The sequence below is a fragment of the Saccharopolyspora sp. NPDC045941 genome (genome assembly GCF_056431445.1).
The window spans coordinates 45,352-63,641 of record NZ_JBWKKU010000030.1; the positions used below are offsets into that span (position 1 = coordinate 45,352).

General features: G+C 71.5%; 13 protein-coding genes. 10 read left to right on the top strand and 3 right to left on the bottom strand.

The window, feature by feature from the left end; genetic code table 11:
* Positions 1-32 precede the first annotated feature (32 nt).
* On the bottom strand, positions 33-965 hold the full coding sequence (locus AC07FN_RS23910; protein WP_478397615.1) for a 3-oxoacyl-ACP reductase: 933 nt from the start codon (positions 963-965) through the stop codon (positions 33-35).
* 212 nt (positions 966-1,177) lie between these two features.
* Here AC07FN_RS23910 and AC07FN_RS23915 point away from each other — a divergent pair, with 212 nt between their 5' ends.
* From AC07FN_RS23915 to AC07FN_RS23930, 4 genes are read left to right on the top strand one after another with little or no spacing between them, the layout of a single operon-like run.
* Complete coding sequence (locus AC07FN_RS23915) at positions 1,178-2,338, top strand: steroid 3-ketoacyl-CoA thiolase (RefSeq protein WP_478397616.1); 1,161 nt, start codon at positions 1,178-1,180, stop codon at positions 2,336-2,338.
* A gap of 1 nt (position 2,339) precedes the next feature.
* A complete protein-coding gene (locus tag AC07FN_RS23920) occupies positions 2,340-4,544 on the top strand; it encodes an acyl-CoA dehydrogenase (protein WP_478397617.1) in 2,205 nt (734 codons plus the stop codon).
* Positions 4,545-4,571: 27 nt separating this feature from the next.
* A complete protein-coding gene (locus AC07FN_RS23925) occupies positions 4,572-5,444 on the top strand; it encodes a MaoC/PaaZ C-terminal domain-containing protein (RefSeq protein ID WP_478397618.1) in 873 nt (290 codons plus the stop codon).
* The gene (locus AC07FN_RS23930; RefSeq protein WP_478397619.1) at positions 5,441-6,070 is read left to right on the top strand and encodes a PaaI family thioesterase; all 630 of its coding nucleotides are present in this window, start codon (positions 5,441-5,443) and stop codon (positions 6,068-6,070) included. The genes AC07FN_RS23925 and AC07FN_RS23930 overlap by 4 nt, the downstream gene beginning before the upstream one ends.
* Before the next feature lie 138 nt (positions 6,071-6,208).
* On the opposite strand, the gene AC07FN_RS23935 is transcribed toward AC07FN_RS23930, so the two are convergent.
* Entirely contained in the window at positions 6,209-8,953 is a 2,745-nt protein-coding gene (locus AC07FN_RS23935; RefSeq protein WP_478397620.1) for a sensor domain-containing protein, read from the bottom strand.
* 459 nt (positions 8,954-9,412) lie between these two features.
* On the opposite strand from AC07FN_RS23935, the gene AC07FN_RS23940 reads away from it, so the two are divergent.
* The gene (locus AC07FN_RS23940) at positions 9,413-10,384 is read left to right on the top strand and encodes a nucleoside hydrolase (RefSeq protein ID WP_478397621.1); all 972 of its coding nucleotides are present in this window, start codon (positions 9,413-9,415) and stop codon (positions 10,382-10,384) included.
* A 118-nt stretch (positions 10,385-10,502) separates the two neighbouring features.
* On the opposite strand, the gene casG is transcribed toward AC07FN_RS23940, so the two are convergent.
* Entirely contained in the window at positions 10,503-12,137 is a 1,635-nt protein-coding gene (gene casG / locus AC07FN_RS23945) for a steroid-24-oyl-CoA synthetase (protein ID WP_478397622.1), read from the bottom strand.
* A gap of 207 nt (positions 12,138-12,344) precedes the next feature.
* On the opposite strand from casG, the gene AC07FN_RS23950 reads away from it, so the two are divergent.
* From AC07FN_RS23950 to AC07FN_RS23970, 5 genes are all read left to right on the top strand, one after another.
* A complete protein-coding gene (locus AC07FN_RS23950; RefSeq protein ID WP_452614224.1) occupies positions 12,345-13,106 on the top strand; it encodes an SDR family NAD(P)-dependent oxidoreductase in 762 nt (253 codons plus the stop codon).
* Between the two features lie 86 nt (positions 13,107-13,192).
* Complete coding sequence (locus AC07FN_RS23955) at positions 13,193-14,425, top strand: NADH:flavin oxidoreductase (protein ID WP_478397623.1); 1,233 nt, start codon at positions 13,193-13,195, stop codon at positions 14,423-14,425.
* Between the two features lie 14 nt (positions 14,426-14,439).
* Positions 14,440-16,101, top strand: a complete 1,662-nt coding sequence (gene casI, locus AC07FN_RS23960) for a steroid-22-oyl-CoA synthetase (RefSeq protein WP_478397624.1) — start codon at positions 14,440-14,442, stop codon at positions 16,099-16,101.
* Between the two features lie 64 nt (positions 16,102-16,165).
* On the top strand, positions 16,166-17,332 hold the full coding sequence (locus tag AC07FN_RS23965; protein WP_478397625.1) for an acyl-CoA dehydrogenase family protein: 1,167 nt from the start codon (positions 16,166-16,168) through the stop codon (positions 17,330-17,332).
* The gene (locus tag AC07FN_RS23970; RefSeq protein ID WP_478397626.1) at positions 17,329-18,276 is read left to right on the top strand and encodes a bifunctional MaoC family dehydratase N-terminal/OB-fold nucleic acid binding domain-containing protein; all 948 of its coding nucleotides are present in this window, start codon (positions 17,329-17,331) and stop codon (positions 18,274-18,276) included. The genes AC07FN_RS23965 and AC07FN_RS23970 overlap by 4 nt, the downstream gene beginning before the upstream one ends.
* Positions 18,277-18,290: the final 14 nt, after the last annotated feature.

An 18,290-nucleotide genomic window follows, 5' to 3' on the forward strand; every position in this document is an offset into this window, starting at 1 on the left:
TTCAATGGAAATTGCGGATCAGGTCGGGGCGGTTACTTCTTCTGGGGCGCGATGTTCTGCACTCCCGTGGTGTCCAGCTCCGCGACGCTGTAGGCCGCGTAGGTCTGGTACGGGCTCCGGCCCTCGAAGTACGGCGTGAGCTGGTCGTTGAGCTCCGCGACGCTGAAGGCGCCCGCCGCCGCCGTGAACTTCCGCTCCACCGTGGGCGCGGCCAGCAGTGCGACCATGTCGCCGTAGACCACGAAGACCTGGCCGTTGATCTCGTCCGCCGCCGGCGAGGCCAGGTAGGCCACGAACGCGCCCACCCGCTCCGGCGCCAGGATGTCCAGGTCGCCTCCGTTCGGGTCGTCGCTGAACACGTGGGCCGTCATCCCGGTCCGCGCCCGTGGGCAGATCGCGTTGGTGCGAACCCCGTACCGCGACAGCCCCTGCGCGCTGGACAGGGTCAGCGCGGTGATGCCGGCCTTCGCCGCCGAATAGTTCGGCTGGCCCGCGGCGCCGAACAGGAACGCCTCCGACGTGGTGTTTACGATGCGGCCGTAGACGGGCCCGCCCGCCGCCTTGCTGGCGTTGCGCCAGTGCACCGCCGCGGCGCGCGAGACGGCCGCGTGGCCCTTGAGGTGGACGTGGATGACGTCGTCCCAGTCGCGCTCGGTGAGGTTGAAGATCATCGTGTCCCGCAGGACGCCCGCGTTGTTCACCACGACGTCCAGGCCGCCGAAGATGTCCACGGCCGCCTCGACCAGCCGGTCGCCGGTGGACCAGTCGCCCACGTCGCCGGTCACCGCCACCGCGTCGCCGCCCGCGGACTTGATCTCGTTCACGACGTCCTCGGCGGCCGGGCCCATGTCGTTCACGACCACGTTGGCCCCGTGGGCCGCGAGCGCGAGCGCTTCCGCGCGCCCGAGCCCTGCGCCGGCGCCGGTCACGACCGCGGTGCGGCCCTCCGGAGTGCTGTCGCTCATCGCGTGCTCCTTGTCCTGCATCCGACGGTCCTGGCACGGCCGTGCCCGGTCCCGGGCCGAAAACTAGTATTCATTCTTCTAGCGAGCGCGCCCCAGTCCCACTGAGCGAGCCTGAAGCGGTCCGCTCTCGCTGTGGTGGTGTTTCAATGCGGATAGATAATGAATTCTAGGGATGCGGGGCGCGTCGTCCCGCATCCGGATGGAGAAGCCAGATGCCCGAGGCCGTCATCGTCGAGGCCGGTCGAACGCCGGTCGGCAAGCGCTACGGAGCCCTGTCCGGGCTGCATCCCGCCGAACTCCTCGGCCTCGCCCAGCGGGGCGTGCTCGACCGGGCCGGCCTGGACCCGGCGAAGGTCGGCCAGGTCGTCGGCGGCTGCGTGACGCAGGTGGGGGAGCAGTCCAACAACGTCACACGGAACGCCTGGCTGCACGCCGGCCTGCCGCACACCACCGCGTGCACCAGCATCGACTGCGCCTGCGGCTCGTCCCAGCAGGCCGTGCACCTGATCGCCGGGTTGATCGCCAGTGGCGCCATCGACACCGGGATCGCCTGCGGCGTCGAGGCGATGAGCCGCGTCTTCCTCGGCGCGGCCCTGGCGCCGGGCACCGGCATCCCGGTGCCGGACTCCTGGTCGATCGACATGCCCGACCAGTTCACCGCCGCCGAGCGGATCGCCCGCAACCGCGGCATCACCCGCGCCGACGCCGGCGCGCTCGGCGCGGCCTCCCAGCAGAAGGCGGCGGTCGCCTGGTCCGAGGGGCGCTTCGACGGCCAGATCATCCCCGTCGACGCGCCGGTCCTGACCGAGGACGGCCCCACCGGGGAAACCGCCCTGGTGACCCGGGACCAGGGGCTGCGCGAGACCACGACCGAGGGCCTTGCCAAGCTCAAGCCGGTGATCACCGACGGCATCCACACCGCGGGCAACTCCTCGCAGATCAGCGACGGGGCGGCGGCCGTGCTGCTGATGAGCCGGGAGCGGGCCGAGGCGGAGGGCCTGCGGCCGCGGGCCCGGATCGTCGCCTCCGGGATGGTGGGCTCCGACCCGTACTTCCACCTCGACGGCCCCGTGCACGCCACGGCGCACGTGCTGGAGAAGGCGGGCATGGCGCTCGGCGACATCGACCTGGTGGAGATCAACGAGGCCTTCGCGTCGGTCGTGCTGTCGTGGGCCCAGGTGCACCGGGCCGACATGGACAAGGTCAACGTCAACGGCGGCGCGATCGCGCTCGGGCACGCCGTCGGCTCCACGGGCGCCCGGCTGATCACCCAGGCCGTCCACGAACTCGAACGCAGCGACCGCTCCACCGCGCTGATCACCATGTGCGCCGGCGGCGCGCACGCCACGGCCACCATCGTCGAACGGATCTGAGATGACACGAGGAACTCTGGGGTTGAGCGAGGAGCACCGCGACCTGCGGGACTCCGTGCGAGCCTTCGCCGGCCGGCACATCACCGAGACCGAGGTGCGCGCGGCGGTCGATGCCGACGCGGAGCAGCTGCCGCCCTTCTGGAAGCAGCTGGCCGCGCAGGGCCTGCTCGGGCTGCACCTGCCGGAGGCCGTCGGCGGCGCCGGTTACGGGCTGCTCGAACTCGCGGTCGTCCTCGAAGAACTCGGCCGCTGCATGGCGCCCGGTCCCTTCCTGACGACCGCGCTCACCAGCGCGGTGCTGCGCGAGGCGGGGCACCAGGCGCACCTCCCGGCGCTCGCGGACGGAACGGCGACCGGCGCGCTCGCCCTCGGCGACGGGTTCACCGCCGAGCGCGCCGCGGACGGCGGTCTCCTCGTCTCCGGGACCGCCAAGCCGGTGCTCGGCGCGCACCTCGCGGACGTGCTCGTCCTTCGCGTAGCGCTGGAGGGGGCGCAGGCGTGGGTGGTGCTGCCGCGCTCCGCGGTCGAGGTCGCCGAGGTGCCGAGCCACGACCTCACCAGGCGGCTCGCCGAGGTCGCGGTCTCCCGCGCGCAGGTGCCCGCCGAGGATGTCCTCGACGTCCCGCCGCACCGGCCGCACGACCTCGCCGCCACGCTCTTCGCGGCGGAGGCGTGCGGCATCGCCGACTGGTGCACCACGACCGCCGCCGAGTACGCCCGGGTGCGGGAGCAGTTCGGCCGGCCGATCGGGCAGTTCCAGGGCGTCAAGCACCGCTGCGCCCGCATGCTGGCCCGCACCGAGGCCGCCCGGGCCTGCGCCTGGGACGCCGCCCGCGCGCAAGACGCGCAGGACGCCGCCGACGAGGTTGAGCTCGCCGTCGCCGTCGCGGGAGCCACCGGCATCGAGGCCGGGTTCAGCACCGCGAAGGACTGCATCCAGGTGCTCGGCGGCATCGGGTTCACCTGGGAGCACGACGCCGGTCTCTACCTGCGCCGCGCCCAGACGTCGAGATTGCTCCTGGGAGCGACCGGCCACTGGCACCAGCGGGTGGCGCGCCTGGCGCTGGACGGCACCCGCCGCGCGGTTTCGGTGGACCTGCCACCGGAGGCGGAGGAGATCCGGGCGGTGGTGCGCGCAGAGCTCGCCGAGGCGGCCGCCCTGCAGGGCGGGGAGCGCATCGCCTACCTCGCCGAGCACGGGTACACCGCGCCGCACCTGCCGAAGCCGTGGGGCCGGGGCGCCGACGCCGTCGAGCAGCTCACCATCGCGGAGGAGATGCGGGCCGCGCAGGTGCGCGCCCACGACATGGTGATCGGGAACTGGGTGGTCCCGACCCTGATCCAGCACGGCGACGAGGAGCAGCAGCGCCGGTTCCTCCCAGCGACGCTCCGCGGGGACATCACCTGGTGCCAGCTGTTCTCCGAGCCGGGCGCGGGATCCGACCTGGCCGGCCTGTCCACCAGGGCGGAGAAGGTCGATGACGGCTGGAAGATCAACGGCCAGAAGGTGTGGACCTCCATGGCCCGCGAGGCGCACTACGGCATCCTCCTCGCCCGGACCGACCCGGACGCGGCCAAGCACAAGGGACTGTCGTACTTCCTGCTGAACATGGACGCCCCGGGCATCACCATCAGGCCGCTGCGCGAGCTGACCGGCGATGCCCTGTTCAACGAGGTGTTCCTGGACGACGTCTTCGTGCCCGACGACATGCTGGTCGCCGAGCCCGGCGACGGCTGGAAGCTCGCCCGCACCACCCTGGCCAACGAGCGCGTCGCGCTCTCGCACGACTCGTCGCTGGGCACGGGCGGCGAAGCGCTGCTCGAACTGGCGGCGGCGGAAGCCGACGACCACCGCCTCGCGGTGCTGGGGCAGATCCTCTCCGACGCCCAGGCGGGCGCCTTGCTCGGTCTCCGCCAGACGATCCGCTCGCTCAGCGGGCAGCAGCCGGGATCGGAGTCGTCGATCGCCAAGCTCCTCGGCGTGGAGCACATCCAGCAGGTGTGGGAGACCGCGGTGGAGTGGCAGGGTCCCGCGGCGCTGCTCAACGGCCAGCGGCCGTCCGCGGATTCCCCCGGCGCGACCTGGAAGTTCCTCAACACCCGATGCCTGTCGATCGCGGGCGGCACCACCGAGGTCCAGCTCAACATCGTCGGCGAGCGGCTGCTGGGGCTCCCGCGCGACCCAGAGCCCCGCCCCAAGTCCTGATCTGACGCACACAGGAGAAACGCAAGAATGGCGATCGACCTCGACGAGGCGCTGAACGCCCGGCCCGCGAACCGCGAGATCTCGTGGACGCGGCGGGACGTGCTGCTCTACCACCTCTCGCTCGGCGCCGGCGCCCGCGCCGACACCGAGCCGGAGCTGCCCTACACCTACGAGGGCGGCCTCCAGGTGCTGCCGACCTTCGCGATGGTGGCGGGGCAGGGGATCTCCGCGGGCGACCGCGCCGCGCCGGGCCTGGCGCTGCCCGGGATCGACATCGACCTCCGCAAGATCCTGCACGCGGGCCAGTCGCTGCGCGTGCACCGGCCGCTGCCCGCGTCCGGCACGGCCACCATCACCAGCCGCGTCGCGGACGTGTGGGACAAGGGCAAGGCGGCGGTGATCGTGCTCGAATCGACCGCGGCGGACGGCGACGGCGCGGCGCTGTGGACGACGACCATGCAGATCTGGGCGCGCGGCGAGGGCGGGTTCGGCGGAGCACCGGGACCGGACGTCGCGGCCGCACTGCCGGAGCGCGAACCGGATGTCGTGCTGGAGTCGCCCACGACGCCCGCCCAGGCGCTGATCTACCGGCTCAACGGCGACATGAATCCGCTCCACGCCGATCCCGGCTTCGCCCGCACGGCCGGTTTCGACCGGCCCATCCTGCACGGTCTGGCCTCGTACGGGCTGGTCGCCAAGGCGATCGTCGACGGGCTGCTCGACGGCGACGCCGCCCGGCTGCACGCGTTCGAGGTGCGATTCGCCGGCACGCTGCTGCCGGGGGAGACCATCCGGACCGCGGTGTGGCGCGACGGCGGGCGACTGGTGCTGCGCTCGACGTGCCCCGACCGCGACGACGCGCCCGTGCTGACCCACGCCACCGCGGAGGTGGCGTCGTGACCGCCGCGCAGAAACAGCCGCTGGAGCTGACCGCCGCGCCCCGCAACGAGGGCGTCGACGCCGCGGTGTCGGCGGCCCGCCGGGTGATCGCGTCGCTGCTGCACGCCGGGGACGGATCGGCGGCGGAGATGAAGGAGGTCGCGGACCGGCTCAACGCCGTCGCGGACCACCTCGACGAGCACGCGCCCGCGATGGACCAGCGGATGGTGGACATGTGGTCGGGGGAGGGCATCACCCGCCACGACCCCGTGACCGGCCCCGAGAACGCGATCGCGCCGCCGCTGCACCTGACCGGGAAGGACGACGGCTCGGTCGAGGGGGTGGTGGCGCTGGGCCTGCCGTATCAGGGGCCGCCCGGGCACGTGCACGGCGGGCTCTCGGCGCTCTTGCTCGACCACACCCTCGGCGTGGCGAACCACTGGGCGGGTCAGTCGGGGATGACGGCGGAGCTCACGCTGCGCTACCACCGGCCGACCCCGTTGTTCGAGCCGCTGACCGTCACCGGCGAGCAGGTCGCGGTCGACGGGCGCAAGATCCGCACGGCGGGCGCGATCACGGCGCGGGGCGAGGTCTGCGTGTCGGCCGAAGGCCTGTTCGTGGCGAAGCACCTGCCGCGACCACGCTGACCCGAACCCGAAGGGCTTCCGACCGGTGCGGGCACGTCCGAGATGTGGCCACCTGGAGCGGCGGGGAGCGTGCCCGGAGCCGTCCTGGGACGACCCTGTCCAGCACGGGGGCCTTCGATGGTCGGGCTCGTGCGCCGGTTACGACGGCCAGTGGTTTCCGGGGAGTCGGTCGGCGGGCGTCGGTCTGCCGATGTAGAAGCCCTGGGCTTGGTCGCACCCGAGACGGCGGAGGAGGTCCAGTTGCCCCGCCGTTTCGACGCCTTCCGCCACCACCGTGAGCTTTACCGCGTGCGCCATCGCGATGATGCTGCTGACGATCGCTTCGGAGTCGGGGTTCTCGTCCACCCCGGTGATGAACGAGCGGTCGATCTTGAGCGTGTCCAGGGGGAGTCGTTGGAGCTGGGCGAGTGAGGAGTAGCCCGTCCCGAAATCGTCGATCGCCAGCCTCACCCCGAGCCGGCGCAGGTTGCTGAGCACCTGCGCCGCCGCCGTCGGGTCGTGCATGAGGGCGCTTTCGGTGACCTCCAGGCAGACGGCGCCGGCCGGCAGCCCCGCTTCGGTGAGGGCTTCGTGCACGTCGTTGTGCAGGTGGGGGTCGTCGAGCTGGCGTGCGGAGAGGTTCACCTTGAGCCGGAGATCGAGCTGGTGCCGGGCGCGGTAGGCCGCTAGTTCACGGCTGGCCATGCGCAGCATGTGGGCGCCGATTCCGTGGATGACGTCGCTTTCCTCGGCCAGCGGGATGAACTCCGCCGGCGACACCGTGCCGTACAACGGGTGCGTCCACCGCAGCAGTCCTTCCACGGCGACAGTCCGTCCGGTGCCCAGATCGATGATGGGCTGGTAGGCCATCCAGAGCTGGTCCTTCTGCGCCGCTTCGCGGAGGTCCTGCTGCAGGAGGAGGTGGCGCTGCATGCGTTCGCGCAGTCGCACGTCGAAGAACGCGGTCCGCCCGCGGCCGAGCGTTTTGGCGTGGTACATGGCCACATCGGCGTCGCGGAGCGCATCCGCGGCCGTCCTCGGGTCACCGGAGGGCGCCAGCACGATCCCGATGCTGGCGTCGACGCGCAGCTTCCGGCCCTCCACGTTGATCGGATCGGCGATGTTCCGGCGCAGCTCCTCGGCGAGCAAGAGGAGCTTCCTGCGATCGTCCTCGGCGCGGGCGATGACGACGAACTCGTCACCGCCGAGCCGGCCGACCACTTCGCCCTCGCCCACCAGTTGCTGCAGCCGCTCGCCCACGACGCGCAGCACCTCGTCGCCGACACCGTGCCCCAGCGAGTCGTTGATGACCTTGAACTCGTCCAGGTCGATGAACAGCACCCCGGCGGGGCGGGTGGATCGCAACGCGGAATCGAGGCACCGGAGCACCAGGGTGCGGTTGGCCAGGCCGGTCAGCGGGTCGTGCGTGGCCTCCCGCTCCAGCCGCTCCCGGATCGCCCGGGACTCGGTGATGTCGGTGAACGAGAGGACGACCGGGTGCGGCGCGTCGCTGTCCGGGGTGAGCGACCGCGAGGTCACCGAGAGCCACACGCTGCGTCCATCGCCTCGGCGGGTACCGATCACCCGGGCGTTCTCCGGGGCTCCGGTGCGGTGGGTCTGCGTCGCCGGTCGAGCGTCCAGCGGGATCGGCGTCCCGGTCTCGTCGAACAGCGGCCAGTCCCCGAGGGACGAGCCCACCACCTCCGTCCGGGCGGTGCCGAGGATCTGCGCCGCAGCGGGGTTCGCGGACAGGACGACCCCCTTCGCGTCGGCCACGATCACTCCTTCGTCCAGCGAGTTCACGACGGTGGCGTAGTCCTGCTCGGCCCGTCGGCTCGCGGTCTCGTCGGCGCAGACCAGGACGAAACCGGACGGCATCTCCGCAGCGGAGACGCGGATGGCCAGTGCGGATCCGTCGGCGTGCAGGTGTCGAGCCTCGGTGATGCCGCCGGCGTCGAGCAGCTCCGCGGGATCCAGCGGCGCGCCGACCACCGCGCCGATCTGCCGGCCGATGGCCTGCTCGGGGGACAGCCCGTAGATGGCCGCTGCCGCCCGGTTCCAGCTGGTCACCATCCCGTCCCGGGTGGTGGCGATGATCGCGTCGCTGACGTGCTGGACCAGCGCGGCCTGGTGGTGCAGCACCACCTCGGCCGGTTGGTGGGCCGTGACGTCCCGTTGGATGATCTGGAACGCGGGGCGGCCCGCCCAGTTGATGCGCACAGCCACTGATTCGACCGGGATGGTGCTGCCGTCGAAACGCCGCATCTCGACCTCGGCCGGCATCGTGGCCGTTCCCGGGGTGGTCAGCGCCGCGAGCCGCTCCTGGACGCCCGGCATCGCGTGCCCGGCGACGAGGTCGGCGATCGGGCGGCCGACGATCTGCGCGCTGGACTCGGCCGCGAGCATGCGGACGGTAGCGGGGTTGGCGTAGACGGCCTTCCGATCTTGGTGGACCCAGATCGAGTCCGGGCTGTGCTCGACGAAGACCCGGTAGCGGGCGGCCAGGTCGGACATCGCCCGCCGGTCCTCCCGCGCCCGCGTGACATCGGTGGTGATCCCGAGCAGGCGACCGGTACGGGCGTCCCCGACCAAGCGGGCGCGGGAACAGAGCAGCCGTTCGTCCCCGGTCGCCGTCGTGCAGTGCTGTTCGTGCCCGAAGACCTCCCCGGCCGGGGCGGAGCGGGCGGTCGCGATCAGCGGGCGGATGAGCTCGATGAGCCGGGCGCGGAGGTCGTCGTGGGTCGCGCCGGGCAGGCCCAGCAGGTCGTCCAGGCCGGCCGCCCAGGTCGGCTCGTCATGGGCAAAGCCGAACGACCAGGGGACCGCCTCGTTCAACGACCACACCGCGTCCAGGAGCTCGCGATCGACCACCGCGAACCCATCGGCATCATGCGGGTCGGTCATAGCCCTCCGGAAACCACCAGGAAGCGGTGGGGAGAATTCGCCCGATCGGACTCCCGCTCGGTCGGGTGGTCCACCACGGCGTGCCGTCATTTCTAGACGCGTTCCGACGTGCATTCAAGCTCGGTTCGTTCAAGGTCGGACTTGACCGATTAAGCCGTTGGTCGGCGTCGTGCCCAGCGAAAACCGGTGGTCCGCAAGTGGCGCCCGGGGGGTGAGGTGCAATCCGGGCCGGTCGACTTGATTTGAACAGTCCTCGTGTTCGCAATGCTCTGGAGCGCTTGGAGTTCGAGGTAGTTCTGATCTTGATCCGGCCCGCACGAGATCGCGGAGGCGCTCACCCGGCGAACCCTGGTGGAGATCCCGTCGTACGCCGGGAGGCGTGATCGGCGCCGTTCCGCTCTTGATCTACTGGGCGCTGGTTCGCCGACCCGGAGCGAACCGGAGTCGAAGGGATTCTCCATGGGCCGCAGGATCATCCTCGATGTCGACACCGGCACGGACGACGCCGTCGCCATCATGTTCGCCGCGCTGCACCCCGATCTCGATCTGATGGGCATAACCACGGTCAACGGGAATGTGCCGCTGGAGAACACCACGGACAACACGCTGCGGGTCCTGGACTGGATCGGGAGGCCGGACATCCCGGTCTTCGCAGGCCTGTCGAGGCCCGTCGCCCGCCGGGGTTTCCCCGGGGGAAGGCATTTCGAACGGGACACCGATCAGGACCCGCACGGCAGCGAGCTGCCGATTCCGGCCCCGCACAGCGAGGTTCGGGACACCGGAGCCGTCGAGTACCTGGTGGAAACACTGCGATCGACCACCGAGCGGCTCACCTTGGTCCCGGTCGGTCCGTTGAGCAACATCGCCACCGCGCTCGCGATCGACCCGTCCTTGACCGAAGCCGTCGACGAGTTGGTCGTCATGGGCGGTGGCCACGGTGTCACCAACGTGACCGCGTCCGCCGAGTTCAACGTCTGGGCCGACCCCGAAGCGGCGGCCCTCGTCCTCTCGGCAGGCTTCGATCGCCTCACCCTCGTGACGCTGGACGCGACCCACCAAGCGTTGATCACGCTGGAGGACTGCGACGCGCTCGAAAACCTGGCGACCCCAGCGGGAATCGCGTCCGCCCGGATCATCAGGCGCCGGATCGACGCCTACGCGTCGGCGATGACGATCGAGCACGCGGCACCGGTGCACGACGTGCTCTGCACGGCCTACCTCGTGCGGCCCGAGGTCGTCACCACGCGGCACCTACCCGTCGCGGTGGACACGACCAGCTCGCTCACCATCGGCCGAACGGTCATCGACACCCGCCCGGACACGCCGCAGGAACCCAACGCGCACATCGCGTTCAGCGCGGACGCACGCATGCTGTCCGAGCTCCTCGCCGGTACTTTCGCCCGCGACGCTCGCGCCGGCCAGCCGAACTGAATCTCGGGACGACGCCCGGCGTCGTCGGACGATCAGCGCGCGAGCCCAGGGAAATCCGGGTGCGAAGGCCCCGGTCGTTCAGCCGGAGCGAACGGCCGGGACTTCGCGCTCCGCCGGGCTAGACGTCCTCGCGGACCGCGGTTCGGATCACCTTGCCCGTGGCGTTGCGCGGCAGCCGGTCGTGGGTGATCCGCCAGCGCGACGGCACCTTGAAGTAGGCCAGCTGGTCCCGGGCGTGGTCGCGCAGCTCCTCCTCGGTGAGCCCGCTGCCGGGATCCGTGACCACCACCGCGAACACCTCCTGGCCGAGGTTGGCGTGCGGGACGCCCAGCACGGCGCACTCCTGGACCTCCGGGTGCTCGGCGAGGACGCCCTCGATCTCCGCCGGGTAGACGTTCTCCCCGCCGCGGATGATCAGGTCCGAGCGCCGGCTGCTGAGCCGGAGCCTGCCCCGCTCGACCACCCCGATGTCGCCGGTGCGCAGCCACCGGTCCTCCCGGATGGTGTCGCCCGTCGCCTTCGGGTCGTTCCAGTAGCCGAGCATGTTGTAGGCGCTGCGGACGCACACCTCGCCCTCCTCGCCGTCCGGCAAGGGGATTCCGAGCGGGTCGCGGATCTCGAGCTGGACGCCGACGATCGGCCGGCCGAGGGTGCCCGGCGCCTCGGCGAGGTCCACCGGGCTCGCGGCGGTGAGCGCCGTGCAGGTCTCGGTCATCCCGTAGCTGTCCACAAGGGACTTCTCCGCAAAGGGTAGCTTCTCCCGCAGGCGCTGCTTGAACGCCGTGGACGACGGCGCGGAGGCGAGCGAGAACGCAGTGAGGGCCGAGAGGTCGTACTTCGACACGTCGCCGTGCTCCAGCAACCGGTGGGCCTGGGTCGGCACCGCGCCCCAGTTGGTCACCCGCTCCCGCGCCACCAGGCCGAGCACCGCGTCCACGTCGAAAGCGCCCTGGTGCATGACGACCGTGCTGCCGGTCGCGAGCCTCGGCACCGCCAGGTTGTGCAGGCTGGCGATGTGGAACAGGGGCAGCGCCAGCAGGTATCGCCGGTCCTGCGGGTCGACCGGATCGCGGAGTGCCGCGGCGAGGGCGTCGTTCATGCGGTGGTACTCGACGACCGAGCACACGTTGCGGTGCGAGTGGACGGCTCCCTTGGGGCGGCCGGACGTCCCGCTGGTGAACAGGACGATCGCGGGGTCGTCCTCGGCCACTTCCACGGCGGGCAGCGGCGCGCCTGCGTACCGCTGGACCAGGTCGCCGACCTGCCGCTCCATGCGGAGCAGCGGCACGGAGCCGTTCTCCAGCAGGGCGGCGCGCTTGGCGTCGGCGACGATCACGCGCGGCTCGACGAGGCCGACGCCGTGGTCCAGCTCGCGGGCCGACCACCAGGCGTTGAACCCGGCGGCGATGCCGCCCACTGCCATCGTGGCCCAGAACGCGAGGATCCATTCCGGCGTGTTGGCGGCGGCGATCGCGACCCGGTCGCCCTTGCCGACGCCGAACTCCTCGCGCAAGGCGGCGGCCAGCGCGGCGACCTGTTCGGCGTGCTCGCGGAAGGAGATCCGCCGGTCGGCCGTCACGATGTAGTCGCGGTCGCCGTGCGCGGTGGAACCGGCGAGGATCTCGGCGAGCGACCCGGCCCGGTTCTTGAACACCGGAAGCCGCGCGCCGAGCACGTCTTCTTCGGCGAGTTCGAAAGCGCCGCCAGGCCCGGTCAGGGCGGTCACGACGGCAGCAGGTTCGGTTGTGCTCATGGGTGGGCGTTCCTCCAACTGCTGACCGGGACGTTGAGCGCATCAAATCGTGCGGTACCCGGTGCGGACAACAGCCGCAGGTTTCCGTTCATCGGGACGCCCGCTCGCCCGTCTTCCCGCTGAGCGGGACGGTCCGCTCGGCTCTGCCCCGATCCGCCCCACCCTTTGCGGGGCAGGCGCAGCACACGTCGATCTGGGAGTCGCCGCATGGGCATCTTGCAGGGCAAGGTCGCACTGGTCACCGGGGCCGGGCAAGGCGTCGGGCAGGGCATCGCGCTCGCGCTGGCCGGGGAGGGCGCGTCCGTGGCGGTGGTCGGGCGCACCGAGGCGAAGCTGAGCGCCACCTGCGAGCTGATCCGCGAACGCGGCGCCGAGGCCGTGCCGTTCACCGTCGACGTGGCGGACACCGCCGCCATCCCGCCGCTGGTGGAGCAGGTCGTCCGCACGCTGGGCGGCGTCGACGTGCTCGTCAACAACGCCTACACCGGCCACTACGGGCCGCTGCTGTCGATGAGCGACGACGACTTCCAGCGGGGCTTCCGGACCGCGCCGTTCGCCGCGTTCGCCTTCATGAAGGCCTGCCACCCGCACCTGAAGGCCCGCGGCGGCGGCTCCATCGTCAACCTCGTCACCTCCGCGATGGTGCGCTGGGATCCCACGACCTACGGCGCGTACGCCGCGGCGAAGCAGGCCCTGCGCTCGCTCACCCGGACCGCGGCGGCGGAGTGGGGGCGCGACGGGATCCGCGCCAACTCCATCGCGCCCCACGCCCTGTCCCCGGGGCTGGAGGCATGGGTGGCGAAGAACCCGGAGGAGGCCGCCGAATTCGTCAAGTCCATCCCGCTCGGCCGCATCGGCGAGTGCGAGGCGGACATCGGGCGCGCGGTCGTCGCCCTGGTCGGCCCGGACATGCGCTACCTGACCGGGGCCACCGTGCCCCTGGACGGCGGCCAGGCCTTCTTCGGCTGACCCGGCCTTCCCGATGAGCGGGACGGCCGGGGTGCGGGATCTCCCCGGCGGCCTACCGTCCGCGCAGAAACCGAACAGGAGCATTCGTGACCACCACCGACAGGACCGTTCCGGACGTCTTCAGCCCCGGCAGGATCGGCCCCCTGACCCTCCGGAACCGGACCATCAAGGCCGCCACCTACGAAGGTCTCAGCCACAAGGGCAGGGTCACCCGGGATCTCGTCGACTTCCACGTCCGGCACGCGGCCGGCGGCGTGGGCATGACCACGGTCGCCTACTGCGCGGTGTCTCCCGAAGGGCGTACCGACCGGCACCAGATCCTGTGGACCCCGGAATCGCTGCCGGGCCTGCAGAAGCTCACCGCCGCGGTCCACGCCGAGGGCGCCGCCGCGTCGGCGCAGATCGGGCACGGCGGCCCGGTCGCCAACCCCAAGGGCAACGGCGCGCCCGCGCTGGCGCCGAGCCGGCACTTCCACAAGACCACGCTCAGCTTCGCCAAGGAGGCCACGCGGGACGATCTGCGCCGCATCGTGCGGGATCACGCCCGGGCGGCGCGCATGGCCATCGACGCGGGCTTCGACGCGGTCGAGGTGCACCTGGGCCACAACTACCTGGCCAGCTCCTTCCTGAGCCCGAAGCTCAACCGCCGCACCGATTCCTACGGCGGGAGCCTGGAGAACCGGGCGCGGTTCGCGCGGGAGATCATGACGGCCGTCCGCGAGGCCGTCGACGACCGGATCGCGATCATCGCCAAGATGAACATGGACGACGGCGTGCCGGGCGGCTTCTGGCTCGACGAGGCGATCGCGGTGACCCGCTGGCTGGAGTCCGACGGCACGGTCGACGCCCTGGAGATGACCGCGGGCAGCTCGCTGAGCAACCCCATGTACCTGTTCAAGGGCGACGCGCCGCTGGAGGCGTTCGCCGACGTCATGCCTCAGCCCATCAAGCTCGGCGTGAAGCTGGTCGGGAACAAGGTGCTGCGGGAGTACCCCTACCGGGACGGCTTCCTGATCGAGGACGCCCGCCAGATCCGGGCCGCCGTCGAGCTGCCGATGATCCTGCTCGGCGGCATCACGAACCGGGGGATCATGGACCAGGCGATGGCCGATGGCTTCGAGTTCGTCGCGATGGCCCGAGCCCTGCTCCGCGAGCCTGACCTGGTGAACCGGATCGAGGCCGACGCGGGCGTCCGGTCGCTGTGCAACCACAACAACCGTTGCATGCCAACGAACTTCACCGGCACACGCTGTGTCCTGGTCGACCGGACCACCACGCGCTCCGCGACCTGGGGCACCGAGGCCGGTTACGTCTCCTGAAGCGGCGAGGACCGATGACCGAGCGACGAGAGACCATCGCCGATCTGCTGCTCGACCGGCTCGGTGACCACCGGCCGGGGCTTCGCTCCCGGGAGCGGAGCTGGACCTGGGACGAGGTCGTCCGGGACAGCGCCGCCCGCGCCGACCTGTTGCGGCGGCAGCGCGACGAGGACCGGCCCTTCCACATCGGGATCCTCCTGGACAACGTCCCGGAGTTCATCCTCTGGCTGGGCGCCGCGGCGCTCAGCGGGGCGACGGTGGTGGGCATCAACCCCACCCGCCGCGGCGCCTACCTGGCGGAGGAGGTGCGCAACACCGACCTCCAGCTGGTGGTGACCGACGCGGCGGGGCTGGAGATCCTCGACGGTCTCGACATCGGCGTGGCGCGGGACCGCTTCCTGCTCGTGGATTCGGCGGAGTACGCCGAGCAGCTCCCGAGCCGGGCCGAACCGGCCAAGGACCCGTCGGTCGCGGCCGCGACCCGGATGCTGCTGCTGTTCACCTCCGGGACCACCGGTGCGTCGAAGGCCGCGATCTGCTCCCAGGGGCGGCTCGTCGGGCTGGCGTACCAGAACACCGCGAAGTACCGCATCGGCCGCGACGACGTCTGCTACTGCTGCATGCCGCTGTTCCACGGCAACGCGCTGATGGCCCTCTGGGCGCCCGCCCTGCTCGCGGGGGCGTGCGTCGTGCTCACGCCGAAGTTCACCGCGTCGGGCTTCCTGGACGACGTTCGCCATTACGGCGCAACGTACTTCACCTACGTCGGCAAGGCGCTCGGCTACATCCTCGGCCAGCCGGAACGACCGGACGACGCCGACAACACGCTGACGCACGGCTTCGGCACCGAGGCGTCGCCGGAGGACCAGGCCGAGTTCAAGCGCCGCTTCGCGGCGACGCTGTACGAGGGCTACGGGTCCAGCGAAGGCGCCGGGATGATCAACCAGGCCCCGGACGGGCCGCCCGCGGCGCTCGGGGTGCCCGCGCACGCGGGCGTCCGCGTCGTCAACCCGGAGACCCGCGAGACCTGCCCGCCCGCGAAGCTGGACGAGCACGGCCGGGTGCTCAACGCCGAGCTCGCCATCGGCGAGATCGTCAACACCGAGGGCGCCGCGAAGTTCGAGGGCTACTACAAGAATCCGGCGGCCAACGCCGAACGGGTGCGCCACGGCTGGTACTGGACCGGCGACCTCGGGTACGTCGATCCGGCGGGCTACTTCTACTTCGCCGGCCGCTCGGGCGACTGGATCCGGGTGGACGGCGAGAACATCTCCGCGCTGCTGACCGAGCGGATCCTGCGCCGCCACCCCGATGTCGTCGCCGCCGGCGTCTTCGCGGTGCCCGACCCGCGCTCGGGCGACCAGGTGATGGCGGCCGTCGAGATCCCCGAGCGGATGAGCTTCGAGGGCCTCGGCCTGCCGGATTTCCTCGCAAGGCAAGAAGATCTGGGCGCCAAGGGCGCGCCGCGCTACATCCGCGTGTCGCACCAGCTGCCCACGACCGGCTCGAACAAGCTCCGCAAGAAGGAGATGCAGGCCGACGGCTGGCGGACCACCGACGACGTGTACTGGTGGGCCGGTCGCGGCGAGCCGTCGTACGAGCTGATGACCGCGGCGGACAAGGAATCCCTCCGCGAGCGGTTCGCCGCGAACGGCCGGCTGCGCTTCCTGCCCTGACCTTCCGCCGCCGCCGCACCACCGGCCGGGACCGGCCGCACCGAGCCAGGAACGAGGACTCCCGATGGATTTGCGCGAAACCCCCGAGCAGCGCCGGCTCCGGCAGGAGCTGCGCGGCTACTTCGCCGGGCTGCTGTCCGCGGACGAACGCAGACGAGTGGGGGAGGAGGGCGTCGGCGGGGACATGTTCCGGGAGGTCGTCAAGATGCTCGGCCGCGACGGCTGGCTGGGCATCGGCTGGCCGCGCGAGTACGGCGGCCAGGGCCGGTCGGTCGAGGAGCAGTACGTCTTCTTCGACGAGGTGCAGCGCGCCGGGCTGCCGTTCCCGTTCGTCACCGTGAACACCGTCGGCCCCACGCTGATGGAGTACGGCACGGAGGAGCAGAAGAAGGCGTACCTGCCCGGAATCCTCAGCGGCGACGTCGTCTTCGCCATCGGCTACACCGAACCCGACGCGGGCACCGACCTCGCCTCGCTGAAGACCCGGGCGGTGCGCGACGGCGACGAGTACGTGGTCAACGGGCAGAAGATCTTCACCTCGGGCGCGAACACGGCGGACTACGTGTGGCTCGCGGCCCGCACCGACGCGGAAGCGCCCAAGCACAAGGGCATCTCGATCCTGATCGTGCCCAACGGCGCCCCGGGCTTCTCCTGGAGCCCGATCCAGGCCGTCGGCGGCATGGTGGTCACCGCCACCTACTACAGCGACATCCGCGTCCCGGCCGGCGACGTCGTCGGCGCGGTCGACGGCGGATGGCGGCTGATCACCGCCCAGCTCAACCACGAGCGCATCGGCCTGGCCGCGCTCGGCGGGCGGATGATCCAGCTCTGGGAGCAGGTGCTGGCCTGGGCGAAGCGCACCGGGGTCGTCGAAAAGCCCTGGGTGCGGCGGGAAATGGCCCGGACCTACGCGAAGCTCGAAGCGATGCGCCTGATGAACTGGAAGATGACCACGGCCGTCGCGGAGGGCACGCTGATCGGCGCGACCGCCGGTGCTGCGAAGACGTACGGCACCGAGACCCACATCGACGTCCAGCGCACGCTGACCCAGGTGCTCGGCGCGGCGGGCCGGATCCGGCCGGATTCGCCGGCGGCCGTGCTCGGCGGGCAGATCGAGCAACTTTCCAGGCAGGGCATCGTCAACACCTTCGGTGGCGGCGTGAACGAGGTGCTGCGCGACATGGTCGCCACCCAGGGCCTCGGCCTGCCCCGGGCGAAGAGGGGCGCATGAGCGGCGAGCAGATGACCCCGGAGGCGGCGTACGAGCAGCGCCTCCAGTCCTACGTGGGGAGCGTGCTCGTGCCGGGCAGGCCGGGCCAGGACCCGGTCAACGTGCCGATGATCCGCCACTGGGTCGAGGCGATGGGCGACGCCAACCCGGTCTACCTCTCGGCCGAGGCCGCGCGGGCCACGGGCCGCGACGGCGTCGTCGCCCCGGCCTCGATGGTGCAGGCGTGGACCATGCGGGGCTACGCCGCCACCACGGCACCGCACGATCCCACGCCCTTCGACGAACTCGCCGCCCTGCTCGCGGAGGGCGGCTACACCTCGGTGGTGGCCACCGACTCCGAGTTCGAGTTCCACCGCGAGCTCGTGCCCGGCGACGAGATCAGCACCGAGGAGGTCGTGGAGTCGATCTCCCCGGAGAAGCGCACCGGGCTCGGAGCGGGGCGCTTCGTCACCACGGTGCGCACCTACCGCGACGCGAGCGGAACCGCGGTGGCGACCCAGAAGTGGCGCACCCTGCGGTTCCGGCCCGCCGAGAAGAAGGCGCTGCGGCCCCGGCCCGCCGTGAACCAGGACAACGAGTTCTGGTTCGCCGCGGCGAAGGAGAAGCGGCTGGTCGTCCAGCGGTGCCGGTCCTGCGAGACCCTGCGCCACCCGCCCGGCCCGTGCTGCCCGCACTGCCAGTCCTTCGACTGGGACACCGTGACGGCTTCCGGACGCGCCACCGTCCACAGCTACGTGGTCGCGCACCACCCGCCGCACCCGGCGTTCGAATACCCGCTGGTGATCGCGGTCGTCGAACTGGCGGAGGGCACCCGGCTGATCACCAACCTGGTGGGCGTGGCGCCGGATGACGTCGCCATCGGCATGCCGGTCCGGCTCGACTGGCTCGAAGCGGACCCGGAGCTGACGCTGCCCGTGTTCCGCCCTGCGACCGAACGGCCCTGACCGGCCGGAGAAGG